General features: G+C 35.3%; 23 protein-coding genes, 1 pseudogene and 1 riboswitch. Of the genes and pseudogenes, 18 read left to right on the top strand and 6 right to left on the bottom strand.

Annotated elements, in window-relative coordinates:
• Window positions 1-23 precede the first annotated feature (23 nt).
• The 6 genes from zwf (at window position 24) to LPC09_RS12180 (ending at window position 8,813) form a co-directional block, all read left to right on the top strand.
• Window positions 24-1,496: a glucose-6-phosphate dehydrogenase gene (gene zwf / locus LPC09_RS12205; RefSeq protein WP_066194379.1), complete on the top strand. Its 1,473-nt coding sequence runs from the start codon at window positions 24-26 to the stop codon at window positions 1,494-1,496.
• Window positions 1,497-1,694: 198 nt separating this feature from the next.
• Complete coding sequence (gnd, locus tag LPC09_RS12200; protein WP_031538333.1) at window positions 1,695-2,588, top strand: phosphogluconate dehydrogenase (NAD(+)-dependent, decarboxylating); 894 nt, start codon at window positions 1,695-1,697, stop codon at window positions 2,586-2,588.
• Between the two features lie 346 nt (window positions 2,589-2,934).
• Window positions 2,935-3,426, top strand: a complete 492-nt coding sequence (locus LPC09_RS12195) for a hypothetical protein (protein WP_031538332.1) — start codon at window positions 2,935-2,937, stop codon at window positions 3,424-3,426.
• 240 nt (window positions 3,427-3,666) lie between these two features.
• Window positions 3,667-5,004, top strand: a complete 1,338-nt coding sequence (locus LPC09_RS12190; RefSeq protein WP_066154493.1) for a glucose-6-phosphate isomerase — start codon at window positions 3,667-3,669, stop codon at window positions 5,002-5,004.
• A gap of 204 nt (window positions 5,005-5,208) precedes the next feature.
• Window positions 5,209-5,775, top strand: a complete 567-nt coding sequence (locus LPC09_RS12185; protein WP_066154495.1) for a recombinase family protein — start codon at window positions 5,209-5,211, stop codon at window positions 5,773-5,775.
• A gap of 89 nt (window positions 5,776-5,864) precedes the next feature.
• Window positions 5,865-8,813: a Tn3 family transposase gene (locus tag LPC09_RS12180; RefSeq protein ID WP_066194381.1), complete on the top strand. Its 2,949-nt coding sequence runs from the start codon at window positions 5,865-5,867 to the stop codon at window positions 8,811-8,813.
• A gap of 266 nt (window positions 8,814-9,079) precedes the next feature.
• Here LPC09_RS12180 and LPC09_RS12175 read toward each other — a convergent pair whose 3' ends face one another.
• Window positions 9,080-10,336 carry an ATP-binding protein gene (locus LPC09_RS12175; protein ID WP_269217431.1) on the bottom strand — a complete coding sequence of 419 codons (1,257 nt, stop codon included), beginning with the start codon at window positions 10,334-10,336 and terminating at the stop codon, window positions 9,080-9,082.
• Between the two features lie 364 nt (window positions 10,337-10,700).
• On the opposite strand from LPC09_RS12175, the gene LPC09_RS12170 reads away from it, so the two are divergent.
• On the top strand, window positions 10,701-10,877 hold the full coding sequence (locus LPC09_RS12170; protein ID WP_231309593.1) for a DUF2187 family protein: 177 nt from the start codon (window positions 10,701-10,703) through the stop codon (window positions 10,875-10,877).
• 202 nt (window positions 10,878-11,079) lie between these two features.
• Here the strand turns inward: LPC09_RS12170 and LPC09_RS12165 are convergent, their stop codons facing one another.
• Window positions 11,080-12,048 carry a methyl-accepting chemotaxis protein gene (locus LPC09_RS12165; RefSeq protein WP_231309592.1) on the bottom strand — a complete coding sequence of 323 codons (969 nt, stop codon included), beginning with the start codon at window positions 12,046-12,048 and terminating at the stop codon, window positions 11,080-11,082.
• Window positions 12,049-12,059: 11 nt separating this feature from the next.
• On the bottom strand, window positions 12,060-12,581 hold the full coding sequence (locus LPC09_RS12160; RefSeq protein WP_231309591.1) for a hypothetical protein: 522 nt from the start codon (window positions 12,579-12,581) through the stop codon (window positions 12,060-12,062).
• Window positions 12,582-12,758: 177 nt separating this feature from the next.
• A riboswitch (cyclic di-GMP riboswitch) is annotated at window positions 12,759-12,841 on the top strand.
• An 86-nt stretch (window positions 12,842-12,927) separates the two neighbouring features.
• Between LPC09_RS12160 and LPC09_RS12155 the strand changes: the two genes are divergently transcribed.
• The 5 genes from LPC09_RS12155 to LPC09_RS12135 all read left to right on the top strand — a co-directional run bounded on the left by LPC09_RS12155 (window position 12,928) and on the right by LPC09_RS12135 (window position 19,132).
• Complete coding sequence (locus LPC09_RS12155) at window positions 12,928-13,677, top strand: hypothetical protein (RefSeq protein ID WP_231309590.1); 750 nt, start codon at window positions 12,928-12,930, stop codon at window positions 13,675-13,677.
• Between the two features lie 172 nt (window positions 13,678-13,849).
• On the top strand, window positions 13,850-14,503 hold the full coding sequence (locus tag LPC09_RS12150) for a DUF1801 domain-containing protein (RefSeq protein WP_231309589.1): 654 nt from the start codon (window positions 13,850-13,852) through the stop codon (window positions 14,501-14,503).
• Between the two features lie 215 nt (window positions 14,504-14,718).
• On the top strand, window positions 14,719-15,102 hold the full coding sequence (mscL, locus tag LPC09_RS12145; RefSeq protein ID WP_231309588.1) for a large conductance mechanosensitive channel protein MscL: 384 nt from the start codon (window positions 14,719-14,721) through the stop codon (window positions 15,100-15,102).
• Between the two features lie 263 nt (window positions 15,103-15,365).
• Window positions 15,366-16,448, top strand: a complete 1,083-nt coding sequence (locus LPC09_RS12140) for a DUF4011 domain-containing protein (protein ID WP_231309587.1) — start codon at window positions 15,366-15,368, stop codon at window positions 16,446-16,448.
• A complete protein-coding gene (locus tag LPC09_RS12135; protein ID WP_231309586.1) occupies window positions 16,406-19,132 on the top strand; it encodes an AAA domain-containing protein in 2,727 nt (908 codons plus the stop codon). Before LPC09_RS12140 ends, LPC09_RS12135 begins: the two co-directional genes overlap by 43 nt.
• Window positions 19,133-19,188: 56 nt before the next feature.
• On the opposite strand, the gene LPC09_RS12130 is transcribed toward LPC09_RS12135, so the two are convergent.
• Window positions 19,189-19,419 (bottom strand): SunI/YnzG family protein, encoded by a 231-nt coding sequence (locus LPC09_RS12130; protein ID WP_231309585.1) that lies wholly within the window; start codon window positions 19,417-19,419, stop codon window positions 19,189-19,191.
• 179 nt (window positions 19,420-19,598) lie between these two features.
• Between LPC09_RS12130 and LPC09_RS12125 the strand changes: the two genes are divergently transcribed.
• From LPC09_RS12125 to LPC09_RS12115, 3 genes are all read left to right on the top strand, one after another.
• Window positions 19,599-19,760: a hypothetical protein gene (locus LPC09_RS12125; RefSeq protein WP_231309584.1), complete on the top strand. Its 162-nt coding sequence runs from the start codon at window positions 19,599-19,601 to the stop codon at window positions 19,758-19,760.
• Window positions 19,761-19,896: 136 nt separating this feature from the next.
• On the top strand, window positions 19,897-20,475 hold the full coding sequence (locus LPC09_RS12120) for a hypothetical protein (RefSeq protein WP_231309583.1): 579 nt from the start codon (window positions 19,897-19,899) through the stop codon (window positions 20,473-20,475).
• A 27-nt stretch (window positions 20,476-20,502) separates the two neighbouring features.
• Window positions 20,503-21,711 (top strand): SEC-C metal-binding domain-containing protein, encoded by a 1,209-nt coding sequence (locus LPC09_RS12115; protein WP_231309582.1) that lies wholly within the window; start codon window positions 20,503-20,505, stop codon window positions 21,709-21,711.
• Between the two features lie 298 nt (window positions 21,712-22,009).
• Here LPC09_RS12115 and LPC09_RS12110 read toward each other — a convergent pair.
• A pseudogene (locus LPC09_RS12110) lies at window positions 22,010-22,144 on the bottom strand (ATP-binding cassette domain-containing protein); the annotation flags it as partial.
• 224 nt (window positions 22,145-22,368) lie between these two features.
• Window positions 22,369-23,751, bottom strand: coding sequence for an NADP-specific glutamate dehydrogenase (gene gdhA, locus LPC09_RS12105; RefSeq protein WP_231309581.1), 1,383 nt, complete (start codon window positions 23,749-23,751; stop codon window positions 22,369-22,371).
• Window positions 23,752-23,912: 161 nt separating this feature from the next.
• Here gdhA and LPC09_RS12100 point away from each other — a divergent pair, with 161 nt between their 5' ends.
• The 3 genes from LPC09_RS12100 (at window position 23,913) to LPC09_RS12090 (ending at window position 26,210) form a co-directional block, all read left to right on the top strand.
• On the top strand, window positions 23,913-24,818 hold the full coding sequence (locus tag LPC09_RS12100) for a glutamate biosynthesis transcriptional regulator GltC (RefSeq protein ID WP_231309580.1): 906 nt from the start codon (window positions 23,913-23,915) through the stop codon (window positions 24,816-24,818).
• A 120-nt stretch (window positions 24,819-24,938) separates the two neighbouring features.
• Window positions 24,939-25,439, top strand: a complete 501-nt coding sequence (locus LPC09_RS12095) for a small multi-drug export protein (protein ID WP_098798507.1) — start codon at window positions 24,939-24,941, stop codon at window positions 25,437-25,439.
• Between the two features lie 30 nt (window positions 25,440-25,469).
• Window positions 25,470-26,210, top strand: coding sequence for a hypothetical protein (locus tag LPC09_RS12090; protein ID WP_098798506.1), 741 nt, complete (start codon window positions 25,470-25,472; stop codon window positions 26,208-26,210).
• Window positions 26,211-26,215 lie beyond the last annotated feature (5 nt).

The following is a 26,215-nucleotide window of genomic DNA, read 5'->3' as shown; positions in this document are numbered from 1 at the left end:
TTGAAAAAGTGGAGGAATGAAAAGTGGATTCTATGACGTTTGTCTTATTTGGGGCAACTGGGGATTTAGCTAAGCGAAAAATCTACCCTGCCTTGTTTAATTTATATTTGAATCAAAAATTACCAGATTCTTTTTTGATCATTGGTGTAGGAATAGACGAAATGTCTGATGTTGATTTTCAAAACCATGTAACAGACTCGCTATACACTTTTTCTAGACACTTGATAAATGATAAATCCGAAAAACAAGAGTTTGTAAAGGCATTTCGTTATTGCCAGTTAGATTTCACGAATGCTGAAGGGTATAAGAAGTTAGTTGAAGTCGTTCAACAAAATGAAAAAGACCAGAGTATTGAAGAGAATCGAATGTTTTATCTTTCTGTTGCTCCTGAATTCTTTGATGTAATTGCTTTAAACATAAAGGAGAGTGGCTTAGGTTCGACAAAGGGATGGAAACGATTGATTATCGAAAAACCATTTGGGTATGACTTAAAATCTGCTGAAGATTTAAACGAAAAATTAAGCAAAGCTTTTGAAGAAGATGAAATTTTCCGGATTGACCATTATCTCGGAAAACCAATGGTTCAAAACCTTGAAGCCTTGGAATTTGCCAATCCTGTGCTGCAATCACTTTGGAACAATCGGTTTATTGCCAATGTGCAAATTACGGCTAGTGAAACGGTTGGTGTAGAAGAGAGGGCTGGTTATTATGACCAAGCAGGCGCTATTCGTGATATGGTTCAAAATCATATGCTACAGCTGTTGATGATGACAGCCATGCATCTCCCAAAACAGATTAGTGCAAAAGATATCCGTAATGAGAAAAGAAAAGTTATGGAATCTCTGCGACCATTACAGAAAAATACTGTAGGTATCCACGTCGTTCGTGGCCAATATGGATCAGGTGAAATAAACGGTACACCAGTAGTCAGATACTTAGAAGAACCTGGCGTTGATGCTTCTTCTAAAAACGATACATTCGTCGCTGCTCGTCTATGGATTGATAATTCCTTCTGGGACGGGGTCCCATTCTATATCCGGACAGGAAAAAGAATGACGGAAAAATTAACGCGGATTGTGATTGAATTCAAAAACCCATTAAAGAATTTGTATACCAATGAAATCCAAAATGCTGAACCCAATCTATTAGTTATTAATGTAAGTCCTAATGAAGGTGTTTCGTTGCAGTTAAATAGTAAAAACCCGATAAATGGAAAATTAGAACCTATTGTTGTTGATTTTTCAGCGAGTAAAAAAGACGTGCCCGAAGCATATGAACTCTTAATATTTGATGCTCTGCGTGGGGACTCTACCTTCTTTGCTCATTGGGACGAAGTTGAATTATCTTGGAAATGGGTACAGCCCGTTTTAGAGGCGTTTGAGGAAAATGCCCTTCCACTCCACCTATATCAAGCCGGTTCGATGGGGCCACAAGCTGCTTCGCAATTATTGGAGGAGGATGGTTTTAAATGGTGGGAAACTAGGGGGGGAGTTTAATCCGCACCTCCCTGGAAGGCTATTGGTATGAAGAGAGCAAACCGAGGTTGGATTTGACAGATAATTGTTACGCGATTTACCCAAGGAACTTAAAGTATTTGTTGAATCCTTATGGTTCCATAAGGAGACCATGAAGAACAACAAATGGGTAGCATAATAATACAGGCTATTTTTTGTAATTTAAAGGAGGAAACTCAAGTGAAAGTAGGATTAATTGGATTAGGGAAAATGGGTATGAACTTAGGAAAAAACTTAATTGACAATAAACACCGTGTAATGGCGTTTGATCTAAATACAAATACTATTGAAGAAATTAAAAAATACGGAGTTGAAGGAGCATCCAGTTTACAAGATCTTGTTCAATCATTAGAAAAGCCACGAGTTGTTTGGATAATGGTCCCACACTCCGTCGTTGATTCAGTTATTAGTGAAATCACACCATTTCTAAGTGAAGGAGATATCGTCATTGAAGCTGGTAATTCGCATTATAAGGAATCCATTCGTCGTTACGAACAGTTGAAGAAAGTTGGAGTGAGCTTTATGGATGCCGGTACTTCTGGGGGGATGGAAGGTGCTCGCTATGGTGCTTGTTATATGATTGGTGGAGATCCTGAAGCATGGAGCATTGTCGAGCCGATTTTTAGAGATACAGCTGTAGATAATGGGTATTTATATGCTGGGAAATCTGGTAGTGGCCACTTCTTAAAAATGGTCCACAATGGAATAGAATACGGAATGATGGCCGCCATTGGTGAAGGATTCGAAGTCCTGGAAAAAAGCGATTTCGATTTTGACTATGAAAAAGTGGCACGGGTGTGGAATAACGGTTCTGTCATCCGCTCATGGCTCATGGAATTGACAGAACGCGCATTTTCTAAAGATGCAAAATTAGATGAAATTAAGGGCATTATGCATTCTTCTGGGGAAGGGAAATGGACAGTTGAAACCGCTTTGGATCTTCAAACAGCTACCCCTGTTATCGCTATGTCTTTACTAATGCGTTACCGTTCATTAGACAATGATACATTTACAGGTAAAGTGGTAGCTTCCCTTCGTAATGAATTTGGCGGACATGCTGTGGAAAAATCATAAAGTCATCTGCTGTATATGTCTTTCGTTAAAATGAGCCGGAAATTCATTGGATTTTTAGTTTGGTATATCCCAAAAATTGGTAGATTTACTTAAGTCGTTGATAGTGCTAACTATGTTGATTGAAGCGGAAGGAGCGAGACTCCTCGAAAATGCATTCACATTTTCTCGTGCGGTGCCTATTCACGGATGATGATTCAACGTCCTGCGGGAAAAACATGACAAGGGAGACCCCGCAGCCGCACAGCGCCGAGGAGGCTCCCGGCTCGCCCGCGGAAAGCGAGCACCTGGAGCCAACAGACAAGTTTAACAGAGCCAAAAAAATAAAACAATATTGAGGTGTGACATCATGAACGTATTGGATGCAAAAATCATTAACACACAATATGGTTTAGAAACCTATTTAGACATGGTGAAGAATATCGAAGTAAAAGAACTCCATTCTCCATCAGATAATGAGCCCTTTTATGAAATAGTATTAGGGATAGAGTATTTTCTTCTAAGGGACGGAAAATATTATGATAGTGAAAGGAATTATTTTCGGATTCAAATGAGCGAAGATTTTAATTCAATCACGTTAAGAGAGACAGATACCGAAAGTTTATTTGCTGTCAAAACCGAACACGAGAGAGACTCAACTAAGCTACTGGTTGGAGAATGGCTTATAAAAACCAATGCTTTCAAGCAAGTAATAAGTGAACTGATCCAACAAAAGAAAATGGAGAATGTTCAAAATGAGGGAGACACTCGAAAAGTATTAGGAACGATAAGATTCTTGGAAATATTACTTGAAATCAAAACAGAAGACATACTAAGTGCCGATGTAGAGAGGGACCATTGAGTTTTCTTAATACTAACTGTCTTTTAATGTACGCTATTGATAATTACACGGTCCCACTAAGGATTTTTCAAAATTGAAAAGGGGGAGTTTAAATGTGTTTTTAAAAACTTCCCTTATATACTGTAGAAAAGGAGAATGCACTAACATGAAACGTTTTACTATGCCGAGAGATCTTTTTTACGGAGAAGGATCTCCGATTGAAGCAGCTAAGCTAAATTTGATTGAAAGGGGAAGTAATGTATGACTATTTCGTTTGATTACTCCAATGCATTAGCATTTATGAAAAAGAGTGAAGTAGATAATCTAAGTGAATTTGTAAAAGTGGCTCATAAAATGCTACATGAAAAAACAGGCCCCGGCTCTGATTATCTTGGTTGGGTCGATTTGCCACTAAACTATGATAAGAGTGAATTTGAAAGAATTAAACAAGCTGCTGAAAGAATCAAGAAACATTCAGACGCAATGGTTGTAATTGGTATTGGTGGTTCGTATTTGGGTGCAAGATCAGCTATAGAAGCTTTGTCCCATAGCTTTCATAACCAAATGAACGATAAGACAAAAGTGTATTTTGCCGGTCACAATATCAGTTCTACTTATATATCTCATTTATTTGAACTATTAGAGGGGAAAGATATCTCTGTTAACGTCATTTCCAAATCAGGAACAACGACAGAGCCAGCCCTTGCTTTCCGTATTTTTCGTGACTATATGGAGAAAAAATACGGAAAAGAAGAGGCGAGAAAACGTATTTTTGCCACTACTGATCAGGAAAAAGGCGTATTAAAAAAGCTCGCGGACAAAGAAGGATATGAAACGTTTGTTATTCCGGATGATGTAGGTGGAAGGTATTCTGTGCTAACAGCAGTTGGTCTCTTACCAATTGCCGTAGCAGGACTTGATATTGATCATATGATGGAAGGGGCAGCAGCAGCAGCCCGTAAATACAACAATCCTGATTTATTGACAAATGAGAGCTATCAGTATGCTGCGGTCCGAAATGTACTCTACAATAAGGGAAAAGCAATTGAAGTGCTTGTTAACTATGAGCCCTCCCTTCACTACGTATCGGAATGGTGGAAGCAGCTGTTTGGGGAAAGTGAAGGAAAAGATCAAAAGGGGCTATTCCCTGCTTCCGTTGATTTTTCAACGGATTTGCATTCCATGGGGCAATATGTACAAGAAGGTCGACGAAACCTTTTAGAAACGGTTTTACAGATTAAGAAACCTCGAATTGAAGTGACTATTCAGGAGGATCCAGAAAATATTGATGGATTAAACTTCCTGGCAGGTAAGACGATGGATGAAGTCAACAAAAGTGCATTTCAGGGTACCCTTATGGCCCATATAGATGGAGAAGTACCTAATCTCGTGATTGAACTGGATGAAATGAATGAATACACTTACGGTGAGATGGTTTACTTTTTTGAGAAGGCATGTGGGATTAGTGGCCATCTATTAGGAGTTAACCCATTTGACCAGCCTGGAGTCGAAGCATACAAGAAGAATATGTTTGCTTTACTTGACAAACCTGGTTTTGAAGCAGAAAAAGCTACTCTCATGGAGCGTTTATCAAAATAATTATATCTGATTGGTTTTGTATTAATAAAAAGATTGTTACCAAAAACCATATTTTTTGTAACAATATTTATGAGAAATACTGATGCTTGATTTTACTAATTTTATAGGTTACCAAAAATAATTACCAAAAGTTTTACCAAATACTTTTACAAAAATGATGTCTCTTGTACAATTAGATTATTAAATTGTGCAGGAGGCTTCTTTATGATAATCGGTTATGCTCGAGTTTCGACAGTTGACCAAAATTTAGACCGACAAATTATATTACTTTCTGAGTACGGCTGTGAAAAAATGGTTCAAGAGAAATTTACTGGGACTACAAAGGATAGAGATGGACTTAACTCATTGCTAGATGTAATAAGGAAAGGTGATACCGTTGTAGTAGAAAGTATTTCACGCTTAGGGAGAAAAACACTTGATATTCTTTCTATTATTCAGCAATTCGAGGATACTGGTGTAAAGTTCGTTTCTATTAAGGAGAACATGGATACAAGAACATCAACGGGAAAAGCCATGTTTCAAATGATGTGTGTCATCGCAGAGTTAGAAAGAAATTTAATTGTAGAAAGAGTTAAAGAAGGGTTAGAAGCGAGTAAAAGAAGAGGAAAAAAACTAGGAAGGCCTAAAGTGGATCAAGGGAAAATTGAAATAGCCTTGAGGATGTATGACAGTAAAGAATACTCGGTAAAAGAAATTGTAGAAGGTACAGGACTTTCACAGGGATCATTATATCGAGCGATTAATAAAAGAAAACTAGTAGAAGCAAATTAATAATCTCTTATATTTTTAGGGAATTATGTGACGGACTAGGGCAGCTACTCTGTCACCACCCCCAACTTAATTTGAATGGAGTTGGTAATTTGGCATCTATAGAACGTACGGCTTATCCAAGATTTAAAAAACGTCCTACTTCAAAAGAACTTCGTGATGTTTACTCCCCTACACCTGAAGAAAACCAATTTGCGCATAAAGTTGCTAGAGGACCTGTTTCAGTTCTAAGTCTATTAGTTATGTTAAAGTCTTTCCAACGACTTGGTTACTTTCCTCGACCGAAAGATATTCCTGTAGAGATCATGATTCATATTCGGACCTGTTTGAATCTCTCTGCTAGTGTTGAACCGAATTACAATAGTAAATCAATTTACCGACATCAAAAAGCAATTAGAGATTACCTCAATGTACGTCCTTATGGAAAAGAAGCCTTACATATTGCAACTACTTCAATTTATAAGGCTACACAGGTAATGGACAATCCAGCCGATCTTATCAACGTATCCATTGAAATATTAATAAAAGAAAGGTGTGAATTACCTGCTTTTAGTACATTAGATCGATTGGCTCGTCGTATAAGAACATTAGTGAATCACCAGTTATTTAATTCAGTATTTTCAAAATTGACTCCTGAAATTGAGCGAAAATTAGATCAATTACTAGTTACTAAAAATGATAATCGGACTTCTGAATATAACTTATTAAAAGAAATTCCAAAAAGCGCAACACTTTCGCATATGAAAGAAATACAAAATAGGTTACTTCTGTTAACTGATTTTATAGAAGAAATTGATAGCTTACTAGAGGATATTCCAAATTTAAAAATTAAACACTTCGCTTTAGAAGCAAAAGCGCTTGATGCATCAGAATTAAAAGACTTTAATTTAGCTAAAAGATATATGCTGCTACTTTGTATGATTTATCGCTCAAAAATTTCAGCTATAGATAGTTTGGTAGAGATGTTTCTCAAAAGAGTCAGAACAATACATAACAAAGGCAAAGAGGAGCTAGAACTTCTTCGAGAAAAACATAGATCAAAAACTGAAAATCTTATATCTGTTTTGGCGGAAGTCTTAAATGCCACAAGTATAAATGAGAACGATACCTTGACTGGTCAGAAAATAAGGGAGTTATTAGGGAGAAGAGGTGGTATCGACGCATTAAAAGAAGATTGTGAATCAATTTCATCATATAATGGCAATAACTACCTTCCTCTTTTATGGAAGTTCTATAAAAGCCACAGGAAAACTCTTTTTAGATTGATTAGTATGATTGAAATTAATTCAACCACACAGGATCAATCACTTTTAGAAGCTTTACAATTTTTACGTGATAATGAGAACCGAAAAATTGAAAATCTACAAATAGATTTGGATCTTTCATTTGCTAGTGAACAGTGGAAAAAAACGATTTATGTACCTAAAGAAAATAACTTAATCCATCGTAAACACCTTGAAATCTGTATTTTTTCCTATCTTGCAAGCGATTTAAAAACGGGAGACCTTTGTGTAAAAGGATCAGAGAATTTTGCTGATTACCGTGAACAGCTCCTTTCTTGGGATGAGTGTAAACCTATGGTAGATGAATACTGTAAGGAACTTGGCTTTTCTTCAAATTCAGGGGATTTTGTTCAACAATTAAAGCTCTGGCTAGGAGATACTGCACAAAAAGTAGATTTAAACTACCCTGATAACGGCCAGGTAATCATTAATGAAAATGGAGAACCAACGTTGAGAAAAATAATGAGAAAAGAACAACCTCAGACAAGTAAGGCGTTAGAGGTAGTTATTTCTCAACGGTTACCTGAACGAAATGTCTTAGATATTCTTTGTAATGTAGAACATTGGACAAATTGGACACGGCATTTTGGACCATTATCTGGTTCAGATCCTAAGCTTGAAAATGCAATGGAACGTTATATCATTACTTCTTTTGGATACGGATGTAATTTAGGACCAACACAGACTTCTAAGCACATGAAAAAAGCAGTAACCCCACACATGATTTCATTTGTAAATCGGCGACATATTAATGCATCTAAAATAGACGAAGCTATTCGTAATATTTTAAATCAATACAATCAATTTAGTTTGCCTAGACTATGGGGTGATGGAAAAACGGCTGCTGCAGATGGAACAAAATTTGATCTCTACGAAGAAAACTTAATCTCTGAATACCACATTCGATACGGAGGTTATGGGGGGATTGCATATCATCATGTTTCAGATACTTATATTGCACTCTTTAGTCACTTCATTCCATGTGGAGTTTGGGAAGCAGTTTATATTATTGATGGTTTGCTGAAAAATAAATCAGACATTCAGCCCGATACGTTACATGCTGATACGCAAGGTCAATCAACGCCTGTTTTTGCACTTGCACATTTATTGGGGATTAATTTAATGCCTCGTATTCGAAATTGGAAGGATTTAAAATTTTACAGGGCTGATAAGGACACAAAATATCACCACATTGATCAGTTGTTTAGTGATACCGTTGACTGGGACCTAATTGAAACACACTGGCAAGATCTGCTCCAAGTGGTTCTTTCTATAAAAGCTGGTAAAATATTACCCTCTACACTACTTAGAAAACTAAGTAACTATAGTAGAAAAAACCGATTATATCAAGCTTTTAGGGAATTAGGAAGGATTGTAAGAACTGTATTTTTGCTTAAATATATTTCTGATATAAAACTAAGAGAGCAAATTGGTGCTAGTACAAACAAAGTCGAAGCATATAACGGCTTTTCCAAATGGCTATTTTTTGGTGGCGATGGGATCATTTCAGAAAATGATCCAGAAGAACAAGAAAAGCGAATTAAATATAATGATTTAGTTGCCAACGCAGTAATATTCCAAAATGTATGTGATATAACACTTATTTTGTGGGAACTTTCTAAAGAAGGCTATGTATTTTCAAAAGAAGATATTGTCATGCTTAGCCCTTATCTGACTAGGCATATAAAACGTTTCGGAGACTATATGATCGATTTAGAAAATATTCCACAACCAATCGAGGGAGATATTCCTGTATAGTATATAAGAAAGTAAAGAGCAAGAAAGGGTTATAAATGGTAAACAATACCATACTATGACCCTTTTTTACATGTATCTCGGTCGTACCCCACTTGGAGTGGAAACTTAGTAATATAGTATAGCTGTTAGACATGCGATGAATGACCAACAGGAAAACATAAAATTGTCATAGCTGTCCAATAAAGATATAAAAGCACATTCTAATAATCAAAAAACCTGAGTTCCACTAAATGTAATAAAAGGAGAGCTTCATCTCCTTTTATCCATCAATCATTTTCAACGAGAGGTAAGCAAATATAAAAATTTGTTCCTTTATTTAATTCACTTTCCACGCTTAGGTTGCCATTCATTGATTCAATTATGTTAATGGCTACCATCATACCAAGTCCGGTTCCTTCTCTTCCTTTTGTCGTAAAATAAGGTTCTCCTAAACGAGAAATTTGTTCTTTGTTCATACCCTTTCCAGTATCAGATATGATTAACAGAAGATTATGATTAACCATTTTTGTTTTGATTTTAAGCAATCCTGTATTTTGCATCGCTTCGATACAATTTTTTGTGATGTTTAATAAGCATTGTTGAAAAGATTGTTCCTCTCCCTTGAAATATAAGTCCTGTGTTTCTGTTTCTATCTCAATCCCTTTCATGTTGGCTAATGGAGAAATAAGGTTGCAGGTCCGTTGGATCTCTTCTTTTATATTAAGAACCTTTTCTTTTTCAGGGGAGGGTTTTGCAAAAATCAAGTAATCCGTTATTATTTCATTGGCACGGTTGATCTCATCAATGGAAATATTCAAATAATCATTTCTTTCTTTCAAAGGTAAATCAGTTTGTAGCATTATTTGCAGAAAACCTTTTACAACAGTTAATGGATTTCTAACTTCATGTGAAATGGAAGAAGCAAGATGACTTACTATTTCCATTTTCTCTGCTCTCAGTAAACGCTTTTTAATTAAGATACTCTCATTAAAGATTTCATAAAGATAAATGATAACGGCTGTAGAAGTTAGTGTAATGATTATGTAAGTAATGATAAATAAAATATTCAAAGTCGCACCAAAAAGTAAAGTTGAATTTAATAAAGCAATGACAGCAGCTAATAAAGAAAGGGTAGTGCCAAGTATAACTTTTTTATTTCGTGAGGATTTCATAAATCTATTGGACAATAAAACTAACAAGATACTAAGCAACATGACAACGATTAATGTAGCTGTTGCACCTGACCCGCCAACAATTAAACGGAAAATGACAGTGGCCCCACCTAATGTAAGGATCGAATAGATACCTCCATATAATCCACCAAATGTCAGTGCGACTAACCGTAAATCAAAAACATATCCTTCCATAATTTGTATTGGAAAGCAAATACAACTAAGAATAGCTAATGAATAGGATAAATTATGCAACCAAAATCTCTTTCGAATAGAAATTTTTGTGTAATGGATCTCTAAAATAATGGGTATGAAAAGGATAAAAATAATTAAAAAAAGGAAATTTAATAATAGTTCCTGAAAACCAAACATATCACTCCGCCTGTCATGATTAGTATTTTAATTTCAAGGGTTGTTGATTTAAGGCATAATGTTAATTCTACCAAATAACATAAACCTTGGTAATAGAATGCAGGATTTTCTATTACTTTTTTCCAACTTAAATGAAGGAATACAAGAAGAAATTGAAGAAAAGGATGGAGAAATAAAAGACGTTAAGAAAGAGGTCATTGTAAGATATAATGTTAGGAAATTATTCTAAAAGCTTATTATATTATATGGTATTACTGTTAAGGAAATATTAAAGAGCCTTGGGAGGTCCATCATTATTGTAAATAAAAAAATGAATTCTATTTTTTCTCTCTTTTGGACATGATAAAAAGGCGAGGTGATAAGAATGGTGAATGCAAAAATTGGTGATGTAATTTCCTTTAAACGCGAGGGTGAAACCCATGAAGGTGTCGTATCAGGGGTTAGGGAAAATTCTGTGATGGTCGATTATGGTATGTCAAAAGAAAAAAATGAACCACTTAAAACAATTGTGAATCATAAGAATTACAAAATAAAGAAATAGAGCAGCTGATCTTATTATTCTTAATTAAAGGATTCATACTTTATCGATTCACTCGGTAGAAAAGAAAGATTTCTTATCCCCTTTTAATGGGGATTTTTTTGCATTATGCGTAAATCGACTTGAGTCTAAATGATCTACATCTTTTCTATAGTAAAAATAATATAAAAAAAGAGACAAGTGTTTAAACCTGTCTCAAAAATACCTACTCCACATCATTATTCGTCAGCTTATTCAAACTCTCAATCATTTTTTCCAAATCATCAAAGCTATGAGTGATCGCACCGATACGCTCTGTTTGCATTTCTAGTGAAGCAGTCATTTCTTCAATAGAAGCAGAGGATTGTTGTGTTACGCTTGAAATGGTTTCGACTTTTTGTCCGATTGCTTGTGAATTATTTTCTAAGTCTTTTAGCATCGATTGAATTTCGGTTGCTTTGTTTTGTACATTTAGCATGTATTCATTAATAGAATCAAAGTACAGTGTTGATGTTTCGGCTGATTTTTGACTGTTTTCAATGGCTATTTTACCAGTACTTATTTGAGATGATACGGCACTGGTTTGGTTTTGGATATCCATTAAAATGGTTGAGATTTCTGTTGCTGAGGAGCTTGCATGTCCAGCTAATTTTCGAACTTCTCCTGCTACAACAGCAAAGCTTTTTCCTTGTTCTCCGGCTCTTGCTGCTTCAATAGCGGCATTTAATGATAACAAATTCGTTTGTGTTGCGATGTCTTCAATCGCCTTTAAGATGCTGCTGATTTCTTTGTTTTTTTCCTCTAAAGATGTCATTAATTCATCTGTTTGAACTTGAGCTTGTGATACTTGCTCCAAGTTTGATACTAATTCCTTCATTGTTTCATTTGCTTTGTTTGTTACATCTGAGGTGGATACCGATAAATCCTTTAACGTATTTGAGTTTTCTGATACAGCTACAATAAATTCATTCGTGTTCGCAATTTTTTCATTAATGTCCATAATTCCAGCAGCTTGTGACTCGGTACCTGAAGATATCTCGTTAAAGCCTAGCGAAATTTCCTTCGAAATTGTATTCGTTTCTTCAACGTTTTTCGTTAATTGTTTTCCAAAACCTTCAATGTGATTGACTGATTTGGAGATTTCTTGTAGTAAATCCCTGACTTTACTTTCATTTTGATTAACATCTGCAAGCATGCGTTTTCCCATTAAAGTAATGCAATAGCAAGTTCCCCTAGCATCGTTAAAACAACATAAATCACAATTTGATCCATCACTAAGTTCTTTTCAAAGTAAGGGTTAAGGAAAAGATGGGCTGTATAAACAATATACGAATAAATGGTAGCGAAAATCATGACTTTAGAATTTAAGTAGATTAAAGAAAGTAATAGATACAATGGTATTGCTGCCCAAATTTCATATGAGGGGATAAACCACATAAACACAAAGATGATAAAGAATGTAAGAGCGGACAATAAATACTTTCCTTTTGATAGGGTGTGAAACTTTTTATAGGTCAGGTAAAGACTACCAATTAAGATAGGAATCACTAGACAGACTAAAAAAAATGTTTTGAAAGGCACAATCTTAAAGATACTTAAAGCTAATACAATGGGAATACATGAAAGTAGTAATCCAGGTATGGCAATGGTAAGGAGTTTAGAGCTTAATTTCTCATATTCTGATGCTAATTGGTTATTTTCTACTGTTTGATTTCTTGATGTTTCCATGTAGGTTATGGATCCTCCTGTGTCTTTTTTCCTGTTACTATTATACCGTATGGTCTTATTATTTCCCAAGTTCAAATGTGCTTTTAATCATTTATTTTTAAGATCTAGAGTCTGATAGCAAAATTCTATTTAAAAACCGCCTATTATATAGTAAAATTATCCTATAAAATATATATCATTAGACAACGGCAAACCTATTGAAAAGTAGGGACGCAAAACTACGGGCCTAAAGCAACTGCTATGGTAGCCGAGTCGCCTAAAAAGATGGAGAATGATACGTCGGTATGATCCACCTATTTGGGTGGGTCTTTTTTTCGCTTACATAAGATAGAGGAGGAACACGTTTATGGGATTTTTAAGAGATGTTGGTAAATTCGCAGGTAAAGCAACAGGAACTGTAATTGGTGGGGCAGTCAATGTTGTTGGAGATGTAACAGGTAGTAAATTTATTAAAGAAGTAGGAGATGGGGTTAAAAAAGCTTCCGAATTTGCTGGTGATACGGTTGGGCAAGTTGCAGATGGTGCTTGGAATACGGCATCAGGATTGATTCAAGAAGATAAGCATAAAAAAGATCAAGGGTTAAACGATATGGCGGATTCAATAGGTAGAACAGCAAAGGGTGTCTATCAAACTGCTAAAAATACCTATCATAGTGGAAAATCTACATATGAAGGAATTAAAGAAGGAGATGACATAAAAGTAAAGCAAGGATTACGAAATATCGGAAAAACAGTGGCAATAGGGACACTCGCTGTTGGGGTGATTGATTTAGTCGATGGAGCAGATGGTACTGATTCAGTTACCGATCAGCAAAATGTGGCTGATGCAGGAAAAGAAGGATCATCAAATGTGCACCAAGTCCAACCTCATGTGGCTCAGGCAGAAGCAGCACCTTCAATAGAAACATCAGAACAGCCCGGAACTCACCATGTCCAACCTCATTACGTAGAGGGGCATTGGCGTGATGGGGTATGGATTGATGGTTATTGGAGAGATGGAGATGGAGATACTTCTGTCAATCTGAGTGAAGAAGAGGGTGGAGGTTACATACGTACTGATGCGGATGGAAATCCTACTAATAATTTAAATTCATAGTTCAATTGCGAGGCTAATTCTTTAGTCTCGTTTTTTTATGTACTAAAGGAAAAGGAACGAACCCAACCGTATTTTATCTACTTTCTTGATATAATAGAAGTGTTGTTATAAATTCAAAAGTGAGAAATCCTAGCTGTTTTACTGACCTAAAATTAAAATGGGGTATACCTAAATGAACAATACAAATTTAAATCCAAAAGTTGATGAATTTTTAAGTGCCGCGAAAAAGTGGAAGGAAGAGTTTGAGAAGCTACGAGAGATCGTTCAGGACTCTGAGTTAACAGAAGAATTTAAGTGGAAGCATCCTTGTTACACGTTAAATGGCAAAAATATTGTGTTAATCCATGGATTTAGAGACTACTGTGCACTTCTCTTTCATAAAGGTGCTTTGCTTAAGGATCCGCAGAAAATACTCATTCAACAAACGGAGAATGTCCAGTCAGCTCGACAGATTCGGTTCACAAATCTACAAGAAATTATTGAAATGGAATCTATTTTGAAAGCTTATATCCTGGAAGCTATTGAGGTTGAAAAAGCGGGTTTAGAAGTGAAGACTAAGGAGCATTCAGAGTTTACTATACCGGAAGAGCTTCATCAAAAATTTGATGAACTGCCTGCCTTGAAAACAGCTTTTGAAGCATTAACACCGGGAAGGCAAAGAGCGTATATTCTTCATTTTTCTCAACCAAAACAATCAAAAACTAGAGTATCAAGGATTATGAAATGTATTGAGCGAATTTTAATTGGTAAAGGATTAACTGATTGCACATGTGGTCTTTCTAAAAGAATGCCTAACTGTGATGGATCACATAAGAATTTAAAATGAAAGAGTAGGAATTCTGTTAGATTTCTACTTTTTCGGTTTTTAGTTAACATAATATTATTATGTTGCGTTTTATGATGTGACTAAGTATGTTATCTTTCTTACTTTAAAGGCTCATTTAGCCTCCAATATTAGGGTACACATTTTACCAAATTTGGTTTTCACATCACCTTCATAGTATAATCACCTCTATCTAAAAAGAAAGGGTGTACAAAGGTATGTGGAATGAATTCAAGAAATTTGCTATGAAAGGAAATGTCCTGGACCTGGCTGTTGGGGTTGTAATTGGGGCAGCGTTTGGGAAAATTGTTTCATCCCTTGTTGATGACATGATTATGCCACTAGTAGGCCTTTTAATGGGTGGAGTCGATTTTACAAAACTGACGGTAAAAATAGGGGAAGCAGAGCTTAAATATGGTCAATTCTTACAAAATGTGGTCGACTTTCTGATAGTTGCCTTTTCGATCTTCCTCTTTGTAAGAATTATTAACAAATATGTCAATAGGAAAGAAAAAGAGAACAAGCCAGCGCCTGTTGTTGATAAGAATATTGAGCTTTTAACAGAGATCCGAGATTTGTTAAAAAACAAACAACAGCCTTAAAACCAAAATTAAGTAGGGTTATCTCTCCTTAACTTGAAACTAAGCAAAAAAAAGAAATATGACTCCCAAAACCGCGAGTACACTTCTTGCGGTTTTAGACCTAAACTCACAAACAACTTCTTCACTTCTTTGCATACTTTTCCCAAAGTCGAATTTCGTCTTTCCTTGTAAATATTTAGGGGGTATAATTTAAGTTATGACTTAATAGAAATCATCAGACAGAGAACTGATGATTTTTTATTTTTTAATATAGGTGGTAAAAGATGAAGGATAAATTAACTCAATTAAAAGATCGATTAAATGATTTAAGTAAACGCAACAGGTCAATTCGGACCTTGAAATTATATGATAAATGGGCTTTTGATATTAGTTCGATTGATAAGTTAAAGCAAAAAGTAGATGCCAAAACGGTTGTTGATCGAGTAGTTGAAGGAAAAGGACATGTTGTGTTGTTAAAGCAAGATGTTTCTAATGATGACTCTTTGGTTCAATCTGGGAAGTTGACTTCTTTATATCGTAATGTAAAGGGAATCGAGGAAGAAACAGGGTTATATGATCTGTATGTAGGATATCCATTCGTATCTGGCTGTATGTTAGATGGAACATATGTACGCGCTCCTTTGTTTTTATATCCAGTCAAGCTTGAGAGAGAAAAAGTGAACGGTACGCAGTGGAAGCTGGATGTTGATGAGGGCGAGCCTCAGTTGAATCGTACACTTATTTTAGCATTCAAAAAATTTAGCGGATTAGATCTTGACGAGAAAATTTATGATGAAGCAGAAGAGCAAGCGAAATCTATTGACTTTTTAAAGTTAATTACGTGGTTAAAAGAGTATTCCTTTAACATTCTTTGGAACAATCAACAGGAGCTTGAGAAGTTTAAAGATTATAAACAAAGTGAAATTCCGGAATTTCAAAAGGGGCAATTTCAATTAGATAATATGGCGATATTAGGGAATTATCCTCAGGGAAATTCAGCGCTATTAAAGGATTATGAAGATTTGATATTGGCAACAGAAGATGAACAGGCTGATTTAGGGATTTTAAGTGAATTACTGAATGCTGGTGAGGATTTAAAAACGTCTGATTTTGACGAAGGTAGTACGCCTAAAGAAATAGAGACGAAGCCGGAAAAAGAGAAGTTTTTTGTTCTTGATACAGATGCATCACAGGAAGAAATTATTAATGAGGTAGATCGCAATCGTGGTTTAGTTGTTCATGGGCCACCAGGGACTGGTAAATCGCAGGTCATTGTGAACTTAATCGCGAATTCGATTTCTCAAGATAAACGTGTGCTTTTAGTTTGTCAAAAAAGAGCCGCACTGATGTTGTTTATCAGCGCTTAGAAGCACTAGGATTATCCTCACATGTTGCGTTATTACATGATGAAAAAAATGATCGGAAACCATTGTATAAAAAGTTAAACACGTTACTAGAAGATGAAAAACTAGCAAGTGACCATGAAAATGAATTGGTTCAGCTTTCGTCCAAAATAGAAGAATATGAATCAAAGTTAAATGCAATCGCAAAGGGTTTATACGAGGTGCAGCCTCATGGATATAAGGCGTTTGATTTATATTCATTAGGAAAACCGATTAATGAAATCGAAGTGATTTTGGAGTTAAAAGAAATTCTTCATTCTTTAACGAAAGACAATTTAGATGATGTGTTAATGAAGATTTTTTCATATGGAACGTATTACAGCCGATTCGGAAGTGATGATTATCCTTTAAAGGAAAGAAAATCATTTGCTACATTAGAGCTCAAAGATCGACTGACGATTGTGGAAATTTTAAAAAATGTGATTGAAAAAGCAAAGACAAGTATTTCTTATTTAAATGAATTTGATCAAGATGATATTACTCCAGAATACACTTGGTTGATTAACGATAAATTAGAAAAAATTTATGATGATTTGAATCCAGATGAAAAAAGAACCTTACAAAAGCTGCGTTTATGGTGGTGGACTTCTTTTACTGGAAAAACGATTGTTGAAGAACTTTTGAACGGTGAAAAATTCAAAGGAACTTCATCAAAAGAATGGCCACGAATTAGAGAAAGCTTAAAAATTTTGTTTGACCTTTCTCAAGTATCGGAAAAAATGTCAACTGAAATTAAATCATTACAAGCTTATTTTAACGATGAACTAGTAAAAAAATATAATGAGAGAATTTCTAAGGGAGATATTCCTTTAACGGAAATTGAGCAGAAACATGAATTTATTCTGCAAGACTTTGAAGATTTGCGGAACATGGATCGTGAGTATGATGAGTTTTTGCCGAATATTAAAAGAATGATTGATATGCTAAAAGATAAAACGTCTAACAACATTCATAAACAGCTTTCTGATGAATGGGTCGATATTGTGAGACAATCAGCTTTTATTCATTGGATTGATGGCATTGAATCAAAGCATCCAATTCTAACGAAAATTGGAACAGAAGAAATGGAGAAAGTACGAGAAGATTTTAAAGTTCTATTACTCCAAAAGCGAGAGCTCACAGTAAAAGTGCTGATCAATCGCCTTTTGAAAAAATTAAATTCTGTTAAGCAATCGAATAGTAAAGCGATGAGAGAATTAAAGCATCAAACTGGGAAGCAAAGAATGATCTGGCCCGTAAGAAAACTCGTTCGGGAGTTTTCATTAAATGGCCTTTTAGATGTTATGCCAATTTGGTTAACTTCACCTGAAACAGTTTCTGCCATTTTCCCATTGCAAAAGGAACTATTTGATATTGTTATTTTTGATGAAGCATCACAATGTACAGTAGAAAATGGACTTCCAGCAGCATTTCGAGCTGAGAAACTGGTTGTAGCCGGAGATGAAAAGCAATTACCTCCTTCTAATTTATTTAGAGGTGTGATCTCAGACGACGAAGATGATGCTGAAGTTGATGATTTTAAAGAATCGGAAAGTCTGTTGAACTTGGCAAAACGTTCACTGCCTGAAAAAATGCTGCAATGGCATTACCGATCAAAATCAGAGGAGTTAATCAACTTTTCAAACCATGCCTACTACAATGGAAATATCCAAATCGCACCAAACGTGGAACCATTGCGTCAGCCAGCAGCGATTCAATGGCATAAAGTTGACGGACGCTGGATTAACCAATGTAATGAAGTGGAAGCAGTAGCGGTTGTTGATTTGTTAAAAAAAATAGTTCTTCAACACCCATCGAAAACAGTTGGAATCATCACCTTTAACGCAAAGCAACAAGATAAAATTCAAGATATCATCGATGCTCAAGTAGAAGAAGATCAACAGTTCGGTGTGTTGTACCAGCAAATCATGAGCAGAGACATGGATGAACGAGTTTTTGTGAAAAACATTGAAAATGTCCAAGGGGACGAAAGAGATATTATTATTTTCTCGATTGCCTATGCGAAAAATCAAGAGGGAAGAGTCTATAATCGTTTTGGTTCACTCGGTCAACAGGGCGGAGAAAATCGCTTAAACGTTGCGGTGACACGTTCAAAGGAAGAAATTCACGTTGTCACAAGCATCGAACCAAGCGAACTTAGCGTTAGCTCTACAAAAAATGAAGGACCAAAGTTCCTTAAAAGCTACATGGAATACGCAAAAGCTGTATCACATGTAAGAAAGGATGAAATTGAAGCTGTTTTAACAAAGCTCAATGAAAACCAAAACACGAAGAAGCAAGAAAGCAATCTAGTATTTGATTCACCTTTTGAAGAACAAGTCTACTCAGCTCTAACAAAACTAGGATATAAGGTTGATACCCAAATCGGCATGTCTGGATATCGAATTGATTTAGCCGTTGTGCATCCAAACCAACCGGAGAAATATATCATCGGTATTGAATGTGACGGGGCGATGTACCATAGTGCACCATCTGCCAAAGAGCGAGATGTTTATAGACAAAGATTCTTGGAGACAAAAGGGTGGAAAATTACGAGAATTTGGAGCCGAAATTGGTGGAAGAATTCAAGTGCGGAAATCGAAAAGATTGATCAGCTTGTGAAGAAGTTGGTGAAGGAAGAGAGTTTGAAGAAGGAAGTTATGGTTTAGGTTTGGGGGGGCATACAAGATTTCTTTGTATGCCTTTTTTCTATTATATTTTCCTTTTATGACAGTATTTTGTTTTTGATGGAAGTAGGATTTGTGGTGTAAAGAATATAAGTCTTTTTCGTTGTCTTAATTACTACTCTATCAGTAGTTCCGTATGGTGTGCCAATTCTAATAGCTTCTTTTTCCTCAGATACATCGATAATTTCAGATGTCGGGATTTCCACCTTCGTTAACTGCCACTTAATACTCACTATGTTATTTGATTTTTTTATATTTAGACCTAACATAAACTACATCTCCTTATAGCGCAAAACATAAACTATCATTGGTTTTACATACTTATACGTTTTTAAAATGATAAGGTTTCGTTGGTTTACTTTTTTAACACTCACATTTAGTTGTATTTGGATGATTGTTTCATTGTAAAATAAAGTATATAAATAATACTGTATATGAGGTGGTAAAAATGACTGCTGATGAAATAATGAAAACAATTGAAGAAATGGATAATGGTGAGAGAATAAAATTACTTAATATGTTATTTGATTGTTACTTTGATAGCAGGCCGAGCAAAGAGCTGATTCAAAAAGAAAAGACAGAATTATTTTGGGGAAATGATGAAATTTAATTAATGAAAATACGGTTCATGCTTCTTTTTATGTTTATTTTGATAGATTATTCATAGATAATAAAACACAATAGGAGTAAATATCTTAATAAGAAAAAAGTTCAAGGAAGAAGATTGATAGGTCGGAGTTGTAACAATGGGAAAAAAGAAACATGGGCATTACTGTTTTGGCTGTGATCGATACCGTGCTAATGAGAAGTTTAGTGGCAAAGGACATCGGCAGCATATTTGTAAGGAATGCAAGAGTAAGGGAAAAGGGAAAGAAAATTTCCTTGATGTAAAGCCTCATCACAATCGTTTTATTAAATTACTAAAAGTAAAATGTGTAGTTTTTAAAGAAGAAAATGAATATCTATTTTTCTCTATACGTGGTCAAACCTATCTGATTACTAATCTCGAAGATCAACCTTTATATGCATTAAAATTCATCTACAAATTTAATAAAAAAAGTAGTCCCATTTTAGCACTCACAGGTGAATTAAATGATCATTCAGATGATGTTTTTGAAGCATTGATGATGAAAACTGAAAATAAATATCAGCATGCTATCTGTATTGAAGATGAAGAATACATGGTCAATGACATGTATGGATATAAACCAACTGACAAGGAATACCAATATCTTAGACTTATTACTGAGATTGAAGCTATTATTTCTAAACGAATGAAAGAAGAAGAGAATCATCTTCTTAACATAATGTTTGGTTATTTATAGGACAATTATAGAAAGTAGGTGTGTAACATGAACAACAAAACAGATAAGAAATTAGAAGATGCAATGCTAAATATGTTAGCGGGGTTAAAGGATTATAGAAGACAGGAGGAGGAAAAACAGTATAAAAAGTATTGGAGCGAAATAAAGGTTCCGTTTTCATTAAAGGAAGGCCTAGGTAAATATACAAAATATGAGCTTGATGAGATAAGAAAAACCTTGCAAATTAAAAATGTAAGTAACTTGAAAAAGGACAAGCTTATTGATTTGCTTGTAGAAGAAATTCCTCATTATCTAGAGAGGATCTATCTGTTATGGGATAATGAGCGTTTTAATTTATTATCGAATATTGCTAGTAAAGAAGGTCGAAGCAAAGCACTGAACATTGAGGATGAACAAATCAGATATTTTCGTGCAAATGGACTAATTTATACGGGAGTTCATGAAGGAAAGAAGATTCTTGCTGTTCCAACTGAACTTATTGAACAAATTACAACATTAAAAGGTAATCTTGAAGCAAGGACGACAATTAAAAGGAATACGAATTGGATCAAGCTTACAAGCGGTCTATTATACTATTATGGAACATTAGATGTGGATCAATTAATAGAAATGCTTGAAAAGTATACAAAAGAACCTCTGAATCTTCGGGATTATTTTCAAGTTATCCATGATGCAAATGATTTTCACAAGCAATTTTATATAGATGAAGATGGTTTCTCTCACTTAAGAGTGTTTGATCAAAAGAAAGTGTTGCAGGAACACACGTTGAGAAAGCGTGTTCCATTTTACCCGGTTACAAAAGAGCAACTTTTAACAGCTGGTGAATATGAATTTGTTGAGCGAAATAAAGGTTATGTTCAATTAGTTAGCTTTCTAACAGAAAACTTCAAAATCAATAAGGCAGATGCAGATCAAATTGCAAAAGAGTGTGTATATGCAACAAAGAACGGTGATTCTCCTAATGATGTTCTACAATATTTAAGTAAGATGCTTGAATTTGAAAATGAGGAAACTCTCCATAAATTAGTTGACAGAGTTATTTTTCTAATGAACAACACAAGAGAATGGTTTCTCAAAGGCCACACCTCAACAGAATTATCTAAAGTAGAAAAGAAACATCTACAACCATTACCAGGAAATAAGAACAATAGCAAAAGTGGGGAAGTAATAAAAGTGGGTAGAAATGACCGGTGTTCTTGTGGAAGTGGGAAGAAGTATAAGAAATGTTGTGGGTAATCGCTGTGGAGTCTACATTAAAAGCCCAATGAAAGACAGAGGAATATCTCAGTCTTTCATTGGGCTTTAATATGAATTAATTCATATTACGCATGTAAGTGCTTTACAATCCTACTTTATTGATGTGGAACTACACTTTATATTTTGGGACAAGGAACCTGTCCCCCTAGCTTCTCATACTTCTAAAGAGAAACCAGAAGTTATTGAAAAATTTGTTATTGGTGTAAGAGGTCGTAAATGGAGTTAAGAGTAGAAGATGGTCTATTGTTAGCTAAGGTCTTTGTAGAATATAAGGGAAATAAGTTACAACTATCCCAAGCATGATTTTAACAGTTGTACTTTTTCCAGCTCCATTTGGACCAATATATCCAATGATTTCGCCACGTTTTACTTGAAAAGACACCCCATTTAAGACAGTTTTTACACCATAATTGTTAAGATAATTTCTTCCATATAAAAATCCTCATTTCCTGATATTTCCATTTATGCCTTTCTAGTGTAACATTAAAAACTTTACTTTCTAAAGGGAAAATTTCTGTTTGTTAAATAGATTTGTTCGAGTAGTCATTTAAAGGGGAAAGGAGGTGTAGAAATTAATAAAGTCATGTATTTCATCACATCTAAGTGATGAAATACATGACCACAAGACTTAAAAAATTAAATCACACCTTGCTCAATCATCGCGTCTGCAACTTTAACAAACCCGGCGATATTCGCTCCAACAACAAGGTTGCCTGGAGTGCCGTAATCTTGAGCAGCTTTTTTACTATTAAGATAGATATTTTTCATAATATCCTGTAATTTTTGATCAACTTCTTCAAAGGTCCAGGATAATCTTGCACTGTTTTGCGCCATTTCCAACGCTGAAACAGACACACCTCCAGCGTTTGCTGCTTTAGCAGGGGCGAAAAGTACGTTGTTTTCTAAGAAAATTTCAACCGCTTCTAATGTTGATGGCATATTTGCACCTTCACCAATGGCTTTTACACCATTAGAAACTAATAGAGAAGCAGAAGCTGAATCAATTTCGTTTTGCGTGGCACAAGGTAGGGCAATATCACAAGGAACCGTCCAAATGCCAAAGCAATTTTCTGTGTAAATTGCTTCAGGATGATCCACTACATAGTCACTAATGCGCTTCTTTTCAACTTCTTTTAAGCGTTTCACTGTGTCTAAGTTAATTCCGTTTTGATCATAAATATAGCCATTAGAGTCACTACATGCGACAACTTTAGCTCCTAGCTGCATCGCTTTTTCCATTGCATAAATTGATACATTTCCAGAGCCTGAAACAACAACTGTACTGCCTTGGAAGCTTAAATTCTCATCTTGTAGCATTTCTTCCACAAAGTATACTGTTCCATATCCTGTTGCTTCTTTACGAGCTAGGCTACCGCCATAACCAATTCCTTTTCCAGTTAACACGCCAGCTTCATATCCACCGCGAATTTTTTTGTATTGCCCAAACAAATAGCCAATTTCTCTAGCTCCAACACCGATGTCGCCGGCTGGAACATCCGTATCAGGCCCAATGTATTTGCTTAATTCTGTCATAAAGCTTTGACAAAAACGCATGATCTCTCCATCTGATTTCCCTTTAGGATCAAAGTCTGCGCCACCTTTACCTCCACCAATTGGCTGACCTGTTAAGGAATTTTTAAAAATTTGCTCAAAGCCTAAAAATTTAACAATGCTTGCATTAACAGAAGGGTGGAATCTTAATCCACCTTTATAAGGACCAATTGCACTGTTATATTGAACACGGAATCCACGGTTTACCTTTACATTTCCCTGGTCATCAACCCATGGCACACGGAAAGAAATCACTCTTTCAGGTTCAACAATTCTTTCAAGAATTCCTTGCTTAATATATTGTGGATTCTTCGCAAGAACTGGTTTTAAAGAATCGAATACTTCTTTGACTGCTTGATGAAATTCACTTTCATTCGGATTACGCCTTTTTACTGTTTCAAATACTTGATCGACGTAATGATGAACACTTTCAGTAAACGCTTCTTGATGTTTTTCAATTGTTTTCATGGTTTACTCACCTTTTTCCGTATAAATTATTTTCTTTTTTTCCTAATATTTAAAGAATTGTTATTATGAAATATTTTATAATTAAAGAAATAATCGAATCAATATAAAGAAACGATAATATTAATGCGTTTTTTGCATTGATTATAGAGGGAGGATATAAGATGGATTTTCGACAAATCCGTTATTTTATGGAAGTTGCTAATCGTGAGCATGTAACCGAAGCAGCAGATTCTTTACATGTTGCCCAATCTTCTGTAAGCAGACAAATTGTTAATTTAGAGAGTGAGCTTGGTGTTGATTTGTTTATTAGGGAGGGAAGAAGAGTTCATTTAACACCGATTGGAAAGATATTCTATGAACGGATGAAGCATGCGATGAATGTTGTGGATGAAGCGAGGCGTGAAGTTGAGGAATACCTAGATCCCGAAAAAGGGACGATCCGGATTACATTTCCGATTAGTTTAGCCGCGTACACCTTACCAACAGTGATTTATGCATTTCGAATGCGTTATCCAGAGGCTAAGTTTCAGCTTAAACAAGCTCTTTATCGTGATTTAATCGAAGGTGTGGTGAAAGGGGATTTTAATCTTGCTCTAATTGGTCCTTTACCTCTAGAAGAGAAGAAAATTAATCGAAAAGCACTATTTACAGAAAATGTCGTGGCATTGTTGCCAATTAATCATCGTCTTGCAAAAAAGAAGTCTATAAAATTACTAGAGCTTGTGGACGAGCCTTTTGTTTTATTACCACAAGGATTCGTCTTCCGCGATATGGTTGTTCAAGCATGTCAAAATCTTGGTTTTAAGCCGAATGTTGCTTTTGAGGGGGATGATATTGATGCGTTGAAGGGACTTGTTTCGGCAGGGTTAGGGGTTACCCTCATGCCAGAAGTTACCTTGGTTGATAGCTTACCACGATCAACAGTCAAAATACCGTTAGCTGAACCAAATGTGACTAGGACAGTTGGAGTGATTACTCCTAAAGATCGGGTGCTTTTACCAACAGAAAAGTTATTTTATGAGTTTCTGATTGAATTTTTTGCGAGGTTAGATGAGTTTAAGAACTGAATTAATAAGCAGCTGGGACAAGGAACCTGTCCCCTTGATTCTCCTTGTGTTTTGTTTGTTTTGGTGTTAAAGTGTGTATATAGATATACACACTTTAACAGTTTAGGGGGATTATTTATTATGGAATTTATGGAGTTGCTTTGGGCATATTTAGTTGTTTTTGTTTTAGCTGCAGTCCCATTTTTTGAAGGGTACGGAGTGATTGCATTAGCGATTATTGCTGGATTACCGGCAGTGCCTTCCATTTTAATCGCATTACTTGGTAACATCTTAACGGTTTTATTGCTAATTCTTTTTGTGAACAAAATTAAAGAGTGGAGAAGAAAAAGAAAAGGTGAAGATGAGGAGAAAAACCCAAGTAAAAGGGCATTACGTGCTCAAAACTTATGGAAAAAATATGGTTTACCAGGTTTAGCATTCATTGGCCCTTTATTTGTTGGTAGTCATTTAACAGCTTTTATGAGTATTTCATTTGGCGGAACAAAGAAAAAAACGTCTATCTGGATGGTTGCTAGTATTGTCGTTTGGGGGTTAGTGTTTGCAGTATTATCTCTTTTCGGCGTAGATATCTTAGGGTATGAGGACAGAGGCTTTTTTGAAGACTTAATTGAAAATAACTGATACGTAGTTTGATAAAAAGGAGAGATGAAATTGCTAAAAGATGCCCTTTGGTTAGCTCTTAAAGAATTACAGTTTAATAAACTTCAGTTAGGAGCTTCCATCTTAGTAACGATCTTTTTTGGAGGTATTTCTTCTCTTAGTTTAGAACAGTCGATTATGAATGTAATGGATACAGAAAGTATGAATGACAGATTCTTTTTCATCGATTTTATGTTTATTGTGATTACACCTGCGTTAGCAACGATCTTTATGTCTGGTCCATATTTGAACTATAAGGCAATAAAAGATGATCCTTTTAATAAGCGCATGGCTGTTTATCGTTCACTGCCAATTCCTATCAAAGTTCTCGCTTTAAGCCGGACGATTTTAATGCTTATCACATTATTTCTGTTGAGCATCGTTTTTTATTCTACGATTACTTACTCTTTAGCAGACCTTTTATTTAACTATTTCACGATAAATGATTACCTCATATTTATCGTTATTTGGTTAGGCTATGCTCTGGCCTTAGGAGGATTTCACACTTATTTGGAATATGGGACGAGCGGAAAAGTACTACATCTTTTTCCTTATCTTTTATTTGTTATCCTAGTATTTGCTTTTTACTTTTATTATTCAATTATTGAAAAAGGAATTGTTGAATTAACCATATCTCTTTCAATCCATATAGGTTGGCCAATCGCTTTTCTCTTTCTTTTCATCGGAATGGTAGGATGCGTTTTATGGCATGCTTTGTTAACAAAACGCTTATCTACTAAGGATTATTTGTAGGATGG

This window comes from Metabacillus sp. B2-18 (assembly GCF_021117275.1).
GTDB lineage: Bacteria > Bacillota > Bacilli > Bacillales > Bacillaceae > Metabacillus.
Note: the sequence above shows the minus strand (reverse complement) of the source record. Positions and strands in the feature narration are given on the sequence as shown.